18 protein-coding genes and 1 tRNA gene are annotated in these 16,302 nt (G+C 51.4%); 13 read left to right on the forward strand and 6 right to left on the reverse strand.

Going from position 1 to position 16,302, the window contains the following annotated elements:
* Positions 1–207 precede the first annotated feature (207 nt).
* From ABXS88_RS12710 to trmFO, 8 genes are all read left to right on the forward strand, one after another.
* Positions 208–1,029: an HNH endonuclease gene (locus ABXS88_RS12710; RefSeq protein ID WP_353672413.1), complete on the forward strand. Its 822-nt coding sequence runs from the start codon at positions 208–210 to the stop codon at positions 1,027–1,029.
* 151 nt (positions 1,030–1,180) lie between these two features.
* The gene (locus ABXS88_RS12715; protein ID WP_353672414.1) at positions 1,181–1,471 is read left to right on the forward strand and encodes a type II toxin-antitoxin system RelE/ParE family toxin; all 291 of its coding nucleotides are present in this window, start codon (positions 1,181–1,183) and stop codon (positions 1,469–1,471) included.
* Between the two features lie 9 nt (positions 1,472–1,480).
* Positions 1,481–1,768 carry an addiction module antidote protein gene (locus ABXS88_RS12720; RefSeq protein ID WP_353672415.1) on the forward strand — a complete coding sequence of 96 codons (288 nt, stop codon included), beginning with the start codon at positions 1,481–1,483 and terminating at the stop codon, positions 1,766–1,768.
* A 457-nt stretch (positions 1,769–2,225) separates the two neighbouring features.
* The gene (locus ABXS88_RS12725; RefSeq protein ID WP_353672416.1) at positions 2,226–2,432 is read left to right on the forward strand and encodes a type II toxin-antitoxin system HicB family antitoxin; all 207 of its coding nucleotides are present in this window, start codon (positions 2,226–2,228) and stop codon (positions 2,430–2,432) included.
* On the forward strand, positions 2,432–2,656 hold the full coding sequence (locus ABXS88_RS12730) for a type II toxin-antitoxin system HicA family toxin (RefSeq protein ID WP_353672417.1): 225 nt from the start codon (positions 2,432–2,434) through the stop codon (positions 2,654–2,656). The genes ABXS88_RS12725 and ABXS88_RS12730 overlap by 1 nt, the downstream gene beginning before the upstream one ends.
* A 21-nt stretch (positions 2,657–2,677) precedes the next feature.
* Positions 2,678–2,866, forward strand: coding sequence for a type II toxin-antitoxin system RelE/ParE family toxin (locus tag ABXS88_RS12735; RefSeq protein ID WP_353672418.1), 189 nt, complete (start codon positions 2,678–2,680; stop codon positions 2,864–2,866).
* A 9-nt stretch (positions 2,867–2,875) separates the two neighbouring features.
* A complete protein-coding gene (locus tag ABXS88_RS12740; RefSeq protein ID WP_353672419.1) occupies positions 2,876–3,163 on the forward strand; it encodes an addiction module antidote protein in 288 nt (95 codons plus the stop codon).
* A 339-nt stretch (positions 3,164–3,502) separates the two neighbouring features.
* Complete coding sequence (gene trmFO / locus ABXS88_RS12745) at positions 3,503–4,876, forward strand: FADH(2)-oxidizing methylenetetrahydrofolate--tRNA-(uracil(54)-C(5))-methyltransferase TrmFO (RefSeq protein ID WP_353672420.1); 1,374 nt, start codon at positions 3,503–3,505, stop codon at positions 4,874–4,876.
* A gap of 117 nt (positions 4,877–4,993) precedes the next feature.
* Here trmFO and ABXS88_RS12750 read toward each other — a convergent pair whose 3' ends face one another.
* Positions 4,994–6,055 carry an Mrp/NBP35 family ATP-binding protein gene (locus ABXS88_RS12750; protein WP_353672421.1) on the reverse strand — a complete coding sequence of 354 codons (1,062 nt, stop codon included), beginning with the start codon at positions 6,053–6,055 and terminating at the stop codon, positions 4,994–4,996.
* A 38-nt stretch (positions 6,056–6,093) separates the two neighbouring features.
* The gene (locus ABXS88_RS12755) at positions 6,094–8,088 is read right to left on the reverse strand and encodes an AarF/ABC1/UbiB kinase family protein (RefSeq protein WP_353672422.1); all 1,995 of its coding nucleotides are present in this window, start codon (positions 8,086–8,088) and stop codon (positions 6,094–6,096) included.
* Positions 8,089–8,239: 151 nt separating this feature from the next.
* Here ABXS88_RS12755 and lnt point away from each other — a divergent pair, with 151 nt between their 5' ends.
* Complete coding sequence (gene lnt / locus ABXS88_RS12760; protein WP_353674824.1) at positions 8,240–9,769, forward strand: apolipoprotein N-acyltransferase; 1,530 nt, start codon at positions 8,240–8,242, stop codon at positions 9,767–9,769.
* Between the two features lie 105 nt (positions 9,770–9,874).
* Positions 9,875–10,855 (forward strand): 30S ribosomal protein S1, encoded by a 981-nt coding sequence (locus ABXS88_RS12765; RefSeq protein ID WP_353672423.1) that lies wholly within the window; start codon positions 9,875–9,877, stop codon positions 10,853–10,855.
* Positions 10,856–10,926: 71 nt separating this feature from the next.
* On the opposite strand, the gene ABXS88_RS12770 is transcribed toward ABXS88_RS12765, so the two are convergent.
* The 3 genes from ABXS88_RS12770 to ABXS88_RS12780 all read right to left on the reverse strand — a co-directional run bounded on the left by ABXS88_RS12770 (position 10,927) and on the right by ABXS88_RS12780 (position 13,370).
* On the reverse strand, positions 10,927–11,865 hold the full coding sequence (locus ABXS88_RS12770; protein ID WP_353672424.1) for a histone deacetylase: 939 nt from the start codon (positions 11,863–11,865) through the stop codon (positions 10,927–10,929).
* Positions 11,866–11,954: 89 nt separating this feature from the next.
* Positions 11,955–12,278, reverse strand: coding sequence for a hypothetical protein (locus ABXS88_RS12775; RefSeq protein ID WP_353672425.1), 324 nt, complete (start codon positions 12,276–12,278; stop codon positions 11,955–11,957).
* 129 nt (positions 12,279–12,407) lie between these two features.
* Entirely contained in the window at positions 12,408–13,370 is a 963-nt protein-coding gene (locus ABXS88_RS12780; protein WP_353672426.1) for an orange carotenoid-binding protein, read from the reverse strand.
* A gap of 219 nt (positions 13,371–13,589) precedes the next feature.
* Here ABXS88_RS12780 and ABXS88_RS12785 point away from each other — a divergent pair, with 219 nt between their 5' ends.
* From ABXS88_RS12785 to ABXS88_RS12795, 3 genes are all read left to right on the forward strand, one after another.
* Positions 13,590–14,498, forward strand: a complete 909-nt coding sequence (locus ABXS88_RS12785; protein ID WP_353672427.1) for an alpha/beta fold hydrolase — start codon at positions 13,590–13,592, stop codon at positions 14,496–14,498.
* Between the two features lie 83 nt (positions 14,499–14,581).
* A complete protein-coding gene (locus ABXS88_RS12790) occupies positions 14,582–15,517 on the forward strand; it encodes a hypothetical protein (RefSeq protein ID WP_353672428.1) in 936 nt (311 codons plus the stop codon).
* A gap of 16 nt (positions 15,518–15,533) precedes the next feature.
* Entirely contained in the window at positions 15,534–16,211 is a 678-nt protein-coding gene (locus ABXS88_RS12795) for a PspA/IM30 family protein (protein WP_353672429.1), read from the forward strand.
* A gap of 4 nt (positions 16,212–16,215) precedes the next feature.
* Here ABXS88_RS12795 and ABXS88_RS12800 read toward each other — a convergent pair.
* Positions 16,216–16,300 (reverse strand) — tRNA-Ser (locus ABXS88_RS12800).
* Between the last annotated feature and the right edge of the window lie 2 nt (positions 16,301–16,302).

A 16,302-nucleotide genomic window follows, 5' to 3' on the forward strand; every position in this document is an offset into this window, starting at 1 on the left:
CTAAAATTACCTGAGAATTGGGCTATTTGTAATGTTATATGGCAATTTTTTTGTGATTACTCCATTGGAGCGTAATATACGGAGAGTTTCTGTCTAATCTCTAGTTAAGTGGCTTAAGTCTCCGGTGATGACGTTAGCGCAAGGTTATCTGTAAATGATGCCAGATCTGGTGGGCAGAATAGGCATATATGACTTTCGTAATTACATATGGCAACTTTCCTATTAGCTTGGAATCCTAAACGGTGGCATTGGAATGATATTGAGGAAATGTCACAATCAGTTCAGGCTGGGCAATTAGTTACCGCTCGTTGGAGCTGTGGTAATTCTAAACGTCTTCAACGTGGCGATCGTGTATTTTTTATGAGGTTAGGTCAAGAGCCCAAAGGAATTTTTGCATCAGGATATGTTATGCAAGGTTCCTATGAAGATCTGCATTGGGATAGTGAGAAGGCATCCTCTGGAGAAACTGCAATGTTTGTCAGAGTTCGGTTTGATGAATTACTAAGTCCAGCAAAAAGTAATGTTTTACCGCGCCAGATGCTAGATACAGAACCTTTCAAAGAAATGTACTGGGATACTCAAATGTCAGGAGTGCAAGTGCCTGATAGTGTTGCATCAGAGCTAGAAAAGCTATGGGAAGAATTCTCTCATTCTCCAAGTTTTCTATCGCCTGAAGAAGTTTCAGAGAATGACGCGCATTATGAAGGTGGAGTACAGCACGTAACAGTTAATGCCTATGAGCGTAATACTAAAGCTCGGAAAATTTGTGTTGAATACTATGGTGCAAGTTGTTTTGTTTGTGGTTTTGACTTTAGCAAAGTCTATGGTGAGCTAGGTGATGGTTTTATTCATGTTCACCATCTGCGTCCACTATCGGAGATTAAACAGGAGTATCAGGTTGATCCGATAAATGATCTACGTCCTGTCTGCCCTAATTGCCATGCTATGATTCACCGTCGTACTCCACCCTTAAGTATTAAAGAGCTTCAGGAGGTGTTAAATAATGCTAGATTGCAGCCAGCTATCTAACACTTCACAGCAGCGGACAGACGAAAGCCATTGGTGCTGAGTTTGAGGTTATCTACCGCCGCTTCGTTTTGCCGTTAGTCTGCTTCTCCATGAAATGACAAACGAACTTCGTTCCCTTGCCGCCCTGTATCCTATGAAATACACTTAATGCATGATTGAAGTTCGCCAAACTGAAGCTTATTCCCAATGGTTTAATGCTCTACGCGATCGACAAGCCAGAGCACGTATTGATGTTCGTATTCGTCGTCTATCGATGGGTAATCCTGGTGATGTAAAGCCTGTCGGCGGAGGCGTATCGGAATTGCGGATTAATTATGGCCCTGGCTACCGCGTGTATTTCACAAGAAAAGGGGATACATTTATCGTTTTGCTAGCTGGTGGAGATAAAAGTACTCAAGATCAAGACATCAAAACAGCTTTAGATTTGGCAAAAGACTTATAGGAGGTCATAATGGACAAACTTAAAACCTTGCCTTGGGACGCAGCAGAGCATTTAGAAACCCAAGAGGATATTGCCGCATATCTTGAAGCAGCCCTTGAAGAGGCTGATCCAGCTCTAGTCGTAGCGGCCCTTGGAGACATTGCCCGATCTCGAGGGATGACAAACATTGCCCGTGAAACAGGACTGGGACGAGAGAGCCTGTATAAAGCGTTATCGACCGAAGGGAATCCAGAATTTGCAACGGTTCTCAAGGTATTGAAAGCCCTTGGTTTACGCTTACAAGTTGTCGCTGTTTAGTCAAAAAATGCAGGCCAACAACTCTGTTTTAGCAGACGGAATAGAGGTTATCGGCTGAGTGACGGACACATTTCTTGGTACACTGGCTGCTACCAAGCTTGTAACCCAGATACAACAAGGGTTTCAGCGTTTTGGGGTTGTGGACTAGTCGATTTAATCAAACTCAGTCCTAGCAAGGATTTGAGGCACTTGTGTCCGTCAGTGAGCATATTCCCTCCGGGCTTCCTAGCCTCTTTCTTCCATTCTAATTCACCGAGTTTGACGAAAGAGGGTTAGCACAGACTAGCAATCGGCAGTCGATCTAGTATTTAGTTTTTATGGTTTAGTATTAAGATTTTTCATTTTTTCATTACATGTAACTATCCTTTCTAAACCGTCTGTTATTGCACACCTCCAAGCGTTTAACAACAACAGGTTAAAATGGTAGAAGCGACACTTTTTGTTGAGGAAGCGTGTTATGAGGTTTAGCGTAACGCTCGATCGTGATGAAGATGGAATATGGGTTGTAGAGTGTCCCAGCATTCCGGGATGTGTGAGTCAAGGTCAAACGAAACAAGAAGCCCTTGAAAATATCCAAGATGCGATCACAGCCTGTTTACAGGTTCGGGCAGAGCGCGGAATGCCTTTGACCGTGGAGACTCACCAAGTTGAGGTGGTCGTCTAATGGGTTCTGCTTTATCTGTCATGAGTGGGGGCGAAGTCGTGCGTGTCTTTGAATCGTTAGGTTGGGAGGCCGTGCGGCAAACGGGTAGCCACATCATCATGACAAAAGACGAAGAGCTTGTAACGCTTTCGATTCCTGATCACCGCGAAGTTGCGAAAGGGACTCTGCGAAGTTTGATTCGCACCGCTGGATTAACCGTAGAGGAATTTGTTGCTGCCAAGTAGCTCATAGAGCGCAGACTAACGATGGGTAATCCTGGTGATGTCAAGCCTATTGGTGGAGGCGTATCAGAATTGCGGATTGATTATGGCCCTGGCTACCGGGTGTATTTCACAAGAAAAGGAGATACATTTATCGTTTTGCTAGCTGGTGGAGATAAAAGCACTCAAGATCAAGACATCAAAACAGCTTTAGATTTGGCAAAAGACTTATAGGAGGTCATAATGGACAAACTTAAAACCTTGCCTTGGGACGCAGCAGAGCATTTAGAAACCCAAGAGGATATTGCCGCATATCTTGAAGCAGCCCTTGAAGAGGCTGATCCAGCTCTAGTCGTAGCGGCCCTTGGAGACATTGCTCGATCTCGAGGGATGACAAACATTGCCCGTAAAACAGGACTGGGACGAGAGAGCCTTTATAAAGCTTTATCGACCGAAGGGAATCCAGAATTTGCAACGGTTCTCAAGGTATTGAAAGCCCTTGGTTTACGCTTACAAGTTGTCGCTGTTTAGTTAAAAAATGCAGGCCAACAACTCTGTTTTAGAAGACGGAATAGAGGTTATCGGTGAGATACCAAGGTTACTAACCGTTGCTGAACACGACCGTTTTGAATAGGGCCAAGTCTCCCATCTATTCCATTGTTTGAGTTTAATGAGTTATACCACTAATGGAATCACAAGGGCTATTTGGGATGGCAGGGATTATTTAGACCTAGAATCTGATTAGGGTTGTTTTGACTATTGCTAGAGGAGTTTTGCTAACTCCTTATTTTTTCTCCAGGCTCAACCCATTAAAATAAAGGTTCTCACCACAGCCCAACCGAGCCAGCTAATTTGGAGTCCCTAAACCCTATGCCAACGTCTCTTCCCGTTCATGTTATTGGTGGTGGCCTTGCCGGTACCGAGGCGGCCTGGCAGATCGCCCAGGCAGGGGTGCCGGTGATTTTGTCGGAAATGCGGCCGGTGCGCCCCAGTCCTGCCCATCACAGTAGCGAATTGGCGGAACTGGTTTGTAGCAACTCCTTTGGGGCTAAGGAAAGTGACCGAGCGGCGGGCCTGTTGCAAGAAGAATTGCGCCGTCTGGGGTCTGTGATTATCCACACCGCTGACCACCATGCAGTCCCTGCCGGCGGGGCCTTGGCCGTGGATCGGGGGGTCTTTAGTCAGGCCCTGACCCTGCAATTGGCCCATCACCCCCTGGTGGAATTACGCCGAGAGGAGGTTACGAGTATTCCTTCGGAGGGCATTGTCGTTTTGGCCACAGGCCCCTTGACCAGTCCGGCCCTGACGGATTCTCTCCAGCAACTCACGGGCCTGGATTATCTCAGCTTTTTTGATGCGGCCAGTCCCATTGTGGTCGGGGAATCCATCAATTACGACCTTGCCTTTTTTGCCTCTCGCTACGACAAGGGCGAAGCGGCCTATCTGAATTGCCCGCTGAACAAGGAACAATATCTAGCTTTTCGGGAGGCCCTCTGTCAGGCGGAGCAAGCGGAACTCAAGGACTTTGAACGGGAAACGGCTCAGTTTTTTGAAGGCTGTCTACCCATTGAAGAACTGGCCCGGCGGGGAGAAGATACCATGCGCTACGGGCCCTTAAAACCGATTGGCCTGTTTGATAGCCGTCTGGGGGATTTCCGAGATCCTGCGAACCGAGATAAACGCCCCTACGCCGTTGTTCAACTCCGCCAGGAAGATAAGGCCGGCCAACTCTGGAATATGGTTGGTTTTCAGACCAATTTAAAATGGGGCGAACAAAAGCGAGTCTTTCAGATGATTCCTGGTCTGGAGCAGGCGGAATTTGTGCGGATGGGGGTGATGCACCGCAATACCTTTATTAATGCCCCGCAACTCCTCAGCCCAACCTTAGCGTTTCAGAAACGCCCCCACCTCCTAGCCGCTGGTCAGTTAATCGGCACAGAAGGCTACGCGGCGGCCGCGGCCGGGGGCTGGCTGGCTGGGACGAATGCGGCCCGACTGGCCCTGGGCCAAGAACCTTTAACCCTACCGGAGACCACCATGATGGGGGCCTTGTTTCACTTTACTAGCTCGGCCTCCCCGAAACATTTTCAACCGATGCCGCCCAATTTTGGAATTCTGCCGGAATTGCCCCAACGGATTCGCAATAAACGGGAACGCTACGGCCACTATCGCGACCGGGCCTTGGCAGATTTAAGCCAATGGCAACATTCCCATGACCTTGCGCTCCAGGTTGCTAGAGCTTAGTAGGCATTGCCCACGATAACATGGCAGAAGATGGAGGTCAGGTCGAGATGCGCTAAAGTCATGGTTCAATTCCTAGGAAACGCCAATTATGGAGTTTATGCGGGATTAGTATTACGTCTAGGCCAGAGCTGCCAGGGAAACCTTCGCCGCCACCTGTTGAGCGATGGCCGTCAGGGCCTGGGCCGATGCGGATTCCGGCAGGGCCATTACCACGGGTAGGCCTTGGTCGCCGCCTTCCCGCAAGGCAATTTCTAGGGGAACTCCTCCGAGGAACGGCACCCCTAATTCCTGGGCCGTTCTTTCGCCCCCACCGGAGCCAAAGAGGTCATAGCGGCGGTCGGGCAGATCCGGGGGAATAAAGTAACTCATATTTTCCACAATGCCCAAAACCTTGACGCCCATTTGTTGGAACATCTTCAGGCCCCGGCGAGCATCCAGCAGGGAAACCGTTTGGGGTGTTGTCACAATCACGGCACCGGCCATGGGCACCGCCTGGGTGAGGGTGAGTTGGGCATCACCGGTGCCGGGGGGCATATCCACCACCAAATAATCTAATTCTCCCCAGTTCACTTGATAAAGAAACTGACGAATAATACCGTTGAGCATGGGCCCCCGCCAGATGACCGGTTGGTCAGGGTCGATTAAAAAGCCCATGGACACCATTTTCACCCCGTAGTTAAAGGCCGGTTCCAGGATGTCTCCCTGGGCCGTTTGTTGGACTTGAACCGAAGCTTGGGTCAGGCCTAGCATGGTAGGGGCATTCGGGCCGTAGATATCAGCATCCAAGAGGCCGACCTTGGCACCGGCCTTGGCCAAGGCCACTGCAATGTTCACCGCCACGGTGCTCTTGCCGACTCCGCCTTTGCCACTAGAGACCGCAATAATATTTTTGACTTGATTCACCGATTGACGGTCGGGTAGGGATTTTTGTTGGGGGGTTTCCGCCGTGACCTCAACGTCAACTGTTTCGACCCCTGGTAATTGCTTGACCGCTTTTTGGCAATCCTCGACGATGAACTCCCGCAGGGGACAGGCTGGGGTGGTCAACACCAGGGTAAAGGAAACCTTGCCATTCTCCACCTGGACGTTGCGGATCATATTGAGTTCGACCAGGCTTTTTTGCAGTTCCGGGTCTTGGACAGGTCGGAGGACATCAAGAATCGCTTCAGTCGTAATCATGGTGGTATGAATGGTTCCCAAGGATGGCCCTTCCGATTCTACCGGCTTTTGATGCCTGGGGAGAGGTCTGGGCTAATCTCCCATTCTAGGGCCCAGTGACGAATCAAACGGGCCAGGGCCTTTTGCAAGAGACCTTCCGCAATTTGTTGGCCCATGTGCTGGGAGGTGGGATTGGTCAGGAGTTGGGTCATGACCGGAATTAACTTCATGGGGTCAAAGCCCGGCGTGGTTTGTAAAATTTGCCAAATGGTTTTGAGATGTTCCCAGGAACTGGGGGCCGGGTTAGAGTTGATGGGGATCGGAGGCATTGGTGGGGTTTCCAAGCCTAACTGCTGGCGCAGGTTGAGGGTTAGGTTAGACCAGGTATGACGACCGAAATTATCCAGGGCATTGGTTAACTCAATTACCAGCCGGTCGCGCACAAACTGGCCCCGTTCCGAAAAGAGATAGTCACTGACTTGGTTCAAAATCCGGTCGAAATCGTAGTCGGGGGAAGAACGGGCATTACGCAGGAGGTTTTCCAGCCGATTCCAGCGAAAACTATCTTCTTTAAACAACAGATCTCGTAGAGAAGCCCGCAGTTCGGGGGATTGGTCGGTGAGCAGACGCTTGGCCACGTAGGGATAGGCCTTACTGAGGACTTTGAAATTAGGGTCAATGCCAATGGCGATCCCCTCTAACGTCACCATGGAGCGAATAATCAGCGCGTAGTAGGCCGGCACTCGAAAGGGAAACTCATACATCATGGCCGACATTTGATCGGTAATGCTCTTGAAGTTTAATTCCGCCACACTGGCCCCGAGGGCATTGCCAAACACTTGGTTGAGGGCCGGTACGATGGGGGCCAGATCTGTATCCGCTTTGAGGAATTCTAGATTAACGTAGTCCTGAGCCAGGGCCTCAAAATCGCGATTGACCAGATGCACCACTGCTTGAATTAGGCCGTAACGTTGGTAGGGCTGGATATTGCTCATCATGCCAAAATCCAGATAGGCCAGGCGGCCATCAGCCATAGCCAAAAGATTCCCCGGATGGGGATCGGCGTGAAAGAAGCCGTGCTCCAGTAACTGCCGCAGGGAACATTGCACCCCGACTTCCACAAGATGGGTGGCATCAATGCCCTGGGCCTGGATGGCTCGGATATTGGTTAATTTCGTGCCCTCAATCCATTCCATCGTTAGTACCCGCCGCCCGGTGTACTCCCAATAGATACGAGGGACATAGATTTCCGGCAGTTGACCGTAGAGTTGGGCAAATTTTTCGGCATTACAGCCTTCCTGGAAGTAGTTCATTTCCTCGAAGATGCGGCTAGCCAGTTCATCGGTAATGGCCACCAGATCGGAACGAACCCGCTTGACCCGTTTTTGTACCCACAGGGCCAGGGAACGCATGATGTAAATATCAAGGGTGATGCGACGCACTAGGTCGGGACGCTGGACTTTAACGGCGACCTTTTCACCGGTTTTGAGCGTGCCCTTATAAACCTGGCCCAGGGAGGCGGCGGCAATGGGCCGCTCGGAGAGCTCAGCATAGATCGCTTGGGGCGGTGCCCCCAATTCTTCTTCAATAAACTGGTAGGCGACTTCGTTGGGAAAAGAAGGGAGTTGGTCCTGGAGCGTGGTGAGTTCCTCTAGATAAACCGGTGGCACCAGATCAGGCCGTGTGGAGAGGGCCTGGCCAATTTTGATATAGGTCGGGCCTAACTCGGTAAGCAAGCGACGCAAACGAACAGCTTGTTGGCGGGAGTGTTTGGGATTTTTGCCCCGCAGATTATCCCACCAAATCCCCAGGTAAAACGCCAAAAAGGGGAAGAAGATATTCAACAAGCGACTCAGGACTTGCCAGGGCCGCCGTCGATAAAAAGCAGTGATTAAGTCTGGGTGATACTGCCAGCTTTCCGGTACCATATCGCAGACGGGCCCGAGGTCTTCTTGGTGGCCCTGGGGTAAACGGGGCGCCGGGACTTCCTCTACTACTGCTTCCAAAGTGAGGGATTTTGCATCGGTCGAAGGCGGCAGTAGGGCTGGGGGCATAGGTCACTCAGAATGGGGACTGTTTTTGTTAATTATTGTAACAAGAACTGTTGAGCAGTAAGCTTTAGACAACGTGATCAAGGCTTTCACCACTATGGCCCTCCCCCCCCTACTCCAGTCAGCGATGTTGCTACTACTGGGAGGACTGTTGATGGGCCTGGCCGTTGCGCCCTGGTCTTGGTTTCTAACCGCTTGGGTCGCCCAGATTCCTCTCTGGCTCTATGCCCGACGACGCAGGAATGACCAACTCCTACTGGGGGCCCTGGCCTGGGGCGGGGGTTTCTATGGCCTAGTCTTGAGCTGGATTACAGGCATTCATCCCATGACTTGGCTGGGGGTGCCCTGGCTGGCCAGTCTGGGCATTGCCCTGTTTTGTTGGTTGGCCATTACCCTGTGGGGCGTGGTTCTGGTCTGGTTTTGGCTCCTGGGCCTGGCTTTAGTTGAGCAAAGAATTATTGTTCTCTCAAGGCCCTGGCAGACTAGCCTTCGGCTCTGCTGGGGAACAGCCCTCTGGTGCGCCCTAGAACACCTCTGGAGCGGCAGTATTCTCTGGTGGAGTCCCCTAGCCTATACCCAAAGTCCCACGAATCTCTGGCTACTGCAATGGGGCCAACTATCCGGGCCAACAACCCTGACCGCAATTTTGGTCTTGATTAATGGCCTGGGGGCCGAAATGTTCTGGCGCTATCGTTATTCTGGCCTATCCCGTCTAGGCCTGAGTCAAGGGCTTGGGCTGACGTTTCTGCTCCTGCTGGTTGTTCACGGTGGCGGCGCTTATCTGGCCCAGCGGCCGCTTTCAGATAAAACCGACGAAGCAATCCAGGTAGGTCTGATCCAAGGCAATATTTCCAACCCGATTAAACTCACGCCCCAGGGGATACAGCGGGCTCTGGAAGGCTATACCGCAGGCTATCAAAGCTTGGCTAAGAATGGTGCAGCGGTGATTTTAACCCCGGAGGGGGCCCTGCCCTACTTCTGGGAGGATATTGTTGCCAACGGTCCTTTTTATCAAACTGTCCTACGAACCCACGTTCCGGTTTGGCTTGGGGCCTATGGCCAACAGGGCCAGCAAAATCAGGACTATACCAATAGCCTTTTTGCCATTGATGGCCAGGGCCGCCTGGTGGGACGCTACGACAAAGTTAAATTAGTTCCCTTGGGAGAATATATTCCCCTCCGGACTTGGTTGGGGGGCCTGGTTCAACGTCTCTCCCCTCTCAAGGGCGAATTGGTTCCCGGCTCAGAGGCCCAGGTCTTTCAGACTCCCTTTGGCCCGGCGGCGGTGAGTATCTGCTATGAATCCGCTTTTCCTGAGCGCTTACGACGACAAATTCAGCAGGGGGCCACCTTCATTCTGTCCAGCGCCAACAATGCCCACTACAGCGCAGCCATGCCGGCCCAACACCACGCCCTGGATGTCCTACGGGCCATTGAAAATGACCGCTGGCTGGCCCGGGCCACCAATACGGGCTATTCTGCAATCATTTCCCCCAGGGGCGAAACCCTTTGGCGCTCCGCGTTAAATCAATACCAACTTCATCAGGCCCCCATTTACCGCCGCACTACCCAGACCTTCTACAGCCGCTGGGGCGATTGGCTGACTCCCTGCTTGCTGGGACTGAGTGGGAGCATTACATTCCTGGCTTGGGTCATGACCAAAACAAACCCCGGCAGACGTTGACCAATCCGCTATAATAGGGAGTCTGTATCCTGGCTTAAATAGTGAGTAACAGGAGGCATTCGCAAAAAAATTACGGAGATCAAGGGATTAGGACTTAAAACATACATGGCCAGTCAAACAATTACACCTTCAAAAAACATTGGATTTACCCACGAAGATTTTGCCGCTCTGCTCGATAAATACGACTACCATTTCAGCCCTGGAGATGTGGTAGCCGGGACGGTCTTCAGCATGGAGTCGCGGGGGGCCCTGATTGATATTGGTGCCAAGACCGCTGCCTTTATTCCCATCCAGGAAATGTCGATTAACCGGGTTGATGACCCCGATGAGGTCCTCCAGCCCAACGAAACCCGAGAATTTTTTATCCTGACCGACGAAAACGAAGATGGCCAGCTAACCCTCTCCATCCGTCGGATTGAATATATGCGAGCCTGGGAACGGGTTCGTCAGCTCCAGGCCGAAGACGCTACAGTCCGCTCTAATGTTTTTGCCACCAACCGTGGGGGGGCCTTAGTCCGGATCGAAGGCCTGCGCGGTTTTATTCCCGGTTCCCACATTAGCGCCCGTGAAGCGAAGGAAGATTTAGTGGGGGAAGACCTGCCCCTCAAATTCCTAGAGGTGGATGAAGAGCGTAATCGTCTGGTGCTCAGCCATCGTCGGGCCCTGGTAGAACGCAAGATGAATGGCCTAGAGGTGGGCCAGGTGGTCATTGGTTCCGTGCGTGGCATCAAACCCTACGGGGCCTTTATTGATATTGGTGGTGTGAGTGGCCTGCTCCACATTTCTGAAATCTCCCACGACCACATTGATACTCCCCACAGCGTCTTCAATGTCAATGATGAACTGAAAGTGATGATCATTGACCTGGATGCAGAACGGGGCCGGATTTCCCTGTCCACCAAACAATTAGAACCGGAACCCGGTGCAATGCTGAAAAATCGTGACCTCGTTTACGAGAAAGCCGAAGAAATGGCCGAAAAATACCGTCAGAAACTCCTCGCGGAAGCGGAAGGTCGCCCGATAGAAGAAGAAGTTCTTGATATTCCCTCGGCCTTTGAAGACGAAGATTTGGGCGGTGAAAATTAATTATTCCGCCTGAGTTAGAGCCTTGTTGCCCCCCAGTTGTCTAGGATAACGGGGGTTTTTTATGGCAACTTTTAGGAAAGACCGACCGTATAGCCGAAATTTTGAAGTAGGGGCCGCAGGGTAGCCACGACGGATTGGCCCAGGGCCTCAAGGTCATAGCCGCCTTCCAGGCCAAACAGCAGTCGAGACGTCCGGTTCCAGAGTTGTTGACTGAAGTAGCCGTAATCCTGGGGCTTGAGGTTCATACTGGCCAGGGGGTCGGCCTGGTTAGCATCGTAACCGGCGCTAACGATCACGAGATCGGGCTGAAAGCGGTTCAAAAAGGGTAAAACTTGCTGCTCAAAGGCTCGTTGGTATTCGGCTCGCCCACTTCCCGGTGCCAGCGGAATATTGAGAATGCGATCGGTGGAATCCTGGGCCCGGCCCGTGCCAGGATAAGCGGGAAATTGGTGTAGGGAACAGTAGGCAACCTGAGCCTGCCCTTTAACCAAGGCTTCCGTACCGTTACCATGATGGACATCCCAATCCAGAATCATGACCCGATTAATTCCTGGTTGCGTTAAGGCGTAGTGGGCGGCAATGGCCGCATTCCCCAATAAACAAAAGCCCATACCCCGGTCTCGCAGGGCGTGATGCCCCGGTGGCCGGGCCAGTACAAAGACCGGCTCTTGCGTTTGCCCAACCAATTCTACCCCATCTAGCCAGGCATTTACTGCTAACAAGGCCACTTCAAAACTTCGAGCAGAAACAGGGGTATCGGGGTCAAGATGCTCTCCCCCTCGTTGGGCCAGGGCCGCCAGCTGGTGTAAATAAGCGGGGCTATGGCATTGCAAAATAGAGGGCCTAGGATCTCGGTCGTTTAGAGGTGTGGGGGTGCGCCAATTTAAATAATTGGCCTCGGGCATCTGTTGGAGGGCTGCTACGATAGCCGAGAGTCGAGCGGCGGATTCGGGATGAAAAGGCCCCGTCTCATGGTCAAGAAATTCTGGCGAGTAGAGAATGGTAACCATGGCCCGAATACCGTCTAATGGCTAGCTCCATTATCCGAGACCCCTGGCCCTTCTGAACACCCCTTTTCGAGACGAACTGAACCCAGGCCCTAGGACATCTTAGCTAGGGCAGAGATTTTTGAGAGTTTATCTGGTTCCAGACCCTTGAGATCTTCCAGCAATAACCAACCCTCTTTCAGTAAGTTAGCAAAGACAAAGATTAACACCGGATAGCGACTATCATACTTACCATCCATCTGATGTCGCTTGGCACTCAGATAATCATGAAGTTGCCAGACCTCGTCAATGTCTTGAATGGTGGGGGTTTCGTGAGAAATTTTATGAATCAAAGCCTGGGCTTCTCGGTGGTAGGCCGTTTGAATAGCCTGTTGAGCAATCTGTTGTTCTTCTGTCGTCCAGTTTAGGTTAGTCACTTGTCTGCAAAGGGTTTTTTAAAAATGTATAAAACGTATTAACGCCGTTAAGAAACGCACCCTACGCTTTGGGAGAGCGATAAGATGCGTTCAGTACTCAATACCAAAGTTTAGACGATTTTGAGGATTTTATCGACGGGCAAGGTTCACCAATTCCTTGGGAGATGCCAAGAGGTCAATCGCCACAAAGAAAATTTTGTTTTCAGGATTGAGCAGGAAGCGCCAGGCCATATTCATGCCGACCCCACCACCAAACCAGGGGGTTTGGACTTTACCCGTGACTTTAATTTGGGTGTAACCATCATCGGTGGGTTCCACGATACCGCGCTCAGGAATCAGCTTGAGGTTTTGGCATTCTTCACGGAAGAAACGCAGAACGGCATCACGGCCAACGATCGGGCGTTGGAAAGGCGGTTGCAGGGCGCCATCTTCGGTGAAGAGGGTGATGAGGACGTCGAAATCGTTGGCATTGAGGTTATCCATGTAGCTCAATACCGTGGCATTGTTAACGCCCTCAATGGTAACAGCGGTTCTTTTGCTTATTTCGGTGGGAACAACAACCGGCTCAGAAACCCGCTGGTAACGACCTAGTTTGTTGGCATCAAAGCCCATGTCCACCACGGAGTTACGGAGCACTGTAATTTGTTGGCCCGACTCTAGGTTACGAATGGCCTGTAAAACCGCAGAGGCATTGGCGGAGAGTTGATAACCTTCGGGAATCGGGGCCACCAGGCCTTCTTCCATCCATTCACCAAGGCGATACCAAAAACCGAGTTTGATGTTGGCAGTCCAGGTGGCGTAGGCCCGGCCGATCGGGGTATCGGCGTTGTTGGCTAGGTCGCACATGACTTGGGTTTGCTGACGACCCGGCAGGGCTTTGATTTCATTAAGGGTGCCTTCCGCTAGCACCATACTGGCAGCCCCAGGTGCCGCGATTGTAATGGTTTGACCCATTTCTAGGTAAGCAAACCAAATTAAGGCTAGTTGATCTTCTGCGTTGAGTTGTTTGAAGCGCGCAATCGTTGCAGGAACTGAATCGGCGGCCAGGGTTTCTGGAAAAATAGAGCGAGCTGTATCGATAGTAAATGGCATAGTACCCTCCTTGGTTATAAAACCAATTATGCGCGACATGATGCGCTAATGACTCTCCTCAACCTAACATGAATTTACAAAAATTTACATAAACTTGCGTTATTTCTTTTTTTTTGCTATGGAATTCGGGATAGTCAATATCGTTAAGTCCGTCGTAACCCCGGCCTGCGGCAAGCGCTTTGTCGTAGGCTAGAATAATCTTTCTCATTTCGATTATTGATGCTTGTAAACTGGCCAGAGCGTATTGGACAGCAACGAGAATGGAGTTGGCGGGGTTGGCAAATCCGCTATAGTTTCCAACATCCAGCAACGGGAGAGTCTTCCTTGCCTCCACTCCTCTTGCTCCATGGCTTTGGGGCCGCGATTGAGCATTGGCGGCACAATATTCCAGCCCTGAGCCAAGCGACCAATGTCTATGCCCTGGATTTATTAGGGTTTGGTGGGTCGCGCAAGGCCAATGTGCCCTATAGCGCTTATCTCTGGAGTCAGCAGGTCTATGACTTTTGGCGACAATTCATTAACCGGCCGGTAGTGCTGGTCGGTAATTCCATCGGTTCCCTCGTCTGTCTGACAGTGGCTTACCAATTCCCTGAGATGGTGGCGGGGATAGTGATGCTGAGTTTACCGGATGTTTCCCTGCGTCAAACGGCCCTACCGGCTTTGATTCAACCTTGGATAACTCGTTTAGAAAATGCTGTGGCCGCTCCGGCCTTGCTCAAGCTGTTGTTTCGTTTTCTGCGTCGTCCTGGGGTGATCCAGCGCTGGGCCGCTATTGCCTACAGTAATCCCCAGGCCGTAACCCCAGAGCTTGTGCAAATTATTAGTCGCCCGCCCCAGGATGAGGGCGCCAACCAGGCCTTTTGTCGCTTGTGTGAGGCGGTGCGTCAACCGGGCTTTGCCCCCCCGGCCACTGAAATCCTGCCCCTTCTGACTCTACCGATACTGCTGATTTGGGGCCAGGATGACCGCATGGTTCCTACCAGTTTGGCCAAGGGATTTGCCGGACTGAATCGTCGGATTGAACTACAGGAATGGCCCCAGGCCGGCCATTGTCCCCAGGATGAATGTCCCGAACGTTTCAATCAGGCCCTGCTCATTTGGCTGAAGACTCACTTTCCAGGGCATTGATTTTAGCTTGGCCTCTACCGAAATTTTGGTGCTTTGGGCTAAGATACGGGACAAAAGATTTTTTCTGTAGTGGCTCAACTTCCATGACCTCTCCCTCCTTGCCCGAAACCAACCCCGAGACCCTAACGGATCTGCCAATTACAGCGGAGTTAGTCCCGGAAGAGAGGAGCGCTAGCCTAGCGGTTGTGGAAAACACACTCCAGGCCACAGAAAGTATCGACTATAATTTTGTCAATCACTCAATTCCCTCCTCCGAGTCGTCTCCTTCCGTCCGGGTCAAACCGTTACTAACGCCCTGGAGTCTGGGGGGAATCCTCTGTTTAATCGTTGCCAACGGACTTTTGACTTGGCAACAAGTCCTACCCATGGCTTCCCCGCCACCTAGCCCTCCAAGCCTACCGTCAGCGACGGCCCCTCTCCCTAACCTTAACCCCCTAGCTCTCAATAAATTGAGTGAGTTAACACCGATGGTGACCCGCTCCCCTGAACCCGTCACCGTGGCCCCTGCTCCACCAACTCCAAGTCTGGCTAGCTTGATCCTGCCGCCTTCCCTACAACCTCAAAATACCGGGCTAGTCGCCACAACCCTACCCCCAGCGAATCTACCGCCAACCATGCTTCCGCCCGCTCGTTCCCTTCCGACTCTGGCCCTTCGTTCCACCTATCCCCCTGCTCCCAGCAACAGTACTCCTCTCCCACCACCGCCTCCCCCTACGCTTCCCGCCCCTGTTTCTGCTTTACCTCCCGTCAATCCTTTGGGAACAACACCAAATCTGAGTAATCCTCCCGTTAATAATCCCCAGGGAGCCAACCTTCCCTACGCGGCTACACCTCCCAGTGTTCCGGAAATGAATCCGGTGCCGAATCAACCTCCGGTGCCGTCCTCTAGTTTTAACCATCGCACCCGGCAAACCTTGATCAAACAGTATAATCGAGGCCTGGAACCCTCACCGGCTGTCCCAAATAATGAGGCCCAGCAATTGATCCAAGAACTCCAAAACCTCAACCAGACAGAATAGGCCAGCCGAAAATACCATGGGTTTATTCGACCTCATGGGGCGGTTACTCCGCTCCCAACTTAACCAATTCCACCAAAAACTGGAAGACCCCGAAGTCTTGCTTGAGGAAATGACGGCTCAAATGGAATTGGAGTTGATTGAGTTGCGTCGGGCTTTGGCGGAAGCGATCGCAGTTTCTAAAAGTACTGAGCGTCAACGTCTAGCTCAGCAAGGTATTGCTCAACGCTGGTATGAACGGGCGCAATTGGCCTTAGACAAAGATAATGAGGGCCTGGCCCGAGAGGCCCTCCAGCATTGGCAAAATTACCAGATGCAGGAGACCAGTCTGGCCACTGCGCTCACAGAGCAACAGCAGGTGATTGGCAAAATTCGAGCCGATCTACTCGCTCTAGAACAAAAGTATTTTGCCATCAAAACCCAGAAAAGTCTCTACCTGGCTCGTCTTAAGGCCGCCATTGCCGCCCAAAAATTAGTTGAAATTACCAGTCAAAACCGCTCTGATGGTGTCAGCCATCTATTTGAGCAGATTGAACTCAAAATTTTAGAAATGGAGGCTCAAGGAGAATTGGTGACTAATCAACCGGATCCTCTGGAGTCCCAATTTCGTTATTTGGAACAGCAATCCGTTGACAATGCCTTGGCTCAATTGAAAGCCCGGAAATATCAGCAACCCCGAGATCATTTTTCTGGCTAAGCAACGGAGAGGGTGGGATTCGAACCCACGTTGAGTTTCCCCAAACCCGATTTCAAGTCGGGCGCATTCGACCACTCTGCCACCTCTCCAG

Origin of the sequence: Synechocystis sp. LKSZ1, from assembly GCF_040436315.1 — a bacterium.
Lineage (GTDB): Bacteria > Cyanobacteriota > Cyanobacteriia > Cyanobacteriales > Microcystaceae > Synechocystis.